At 59.2% G+C, this 206-nt stretch carries 1 protein-coding gene; it reads left to right on the top strand.

Annotated elements, in window-relative coordinates:
* Positions 1 to 206, top strand: a 206-nt coding sequence (locus ACZY1I_RS32380) for a beta-ketoacyl synthase N-terminal-like domain-containing protein (RefSeq protein ID WP_463761736.1), incomplete at both ends; no start/stop codon positions are given.

The raw sequence follows: 206 nt of genomic DNA, 5'->3' as shown, positions 1-206 counted from the left end.
TCTGATGGGGTGGGGGGTTTTCCGGGGGATCGTGGTTGGGATTTGGCGGAGTTGTTTGATGCTGATCCTGATGCGGTAGGCAAGACCTACACCCGCGCCGGAACGTTTCTGCCTGATGTAGCCGGGTTTGACGCGGAGTTCTTCGGGATTTCTGGGCGGGAGGCCCAGACGATGGATCCTCAGCAGCGGTTGTTGTTGGAGGTGTC

The organism is Mycobacterium sp. IDUB_37 (assembly GCF_055419245.1).
The sequence above is the reverse complement of the archived record's forward strand: the minus strand, read 5'-3'. Positions and strand labels throughout refer to the sequence as shown.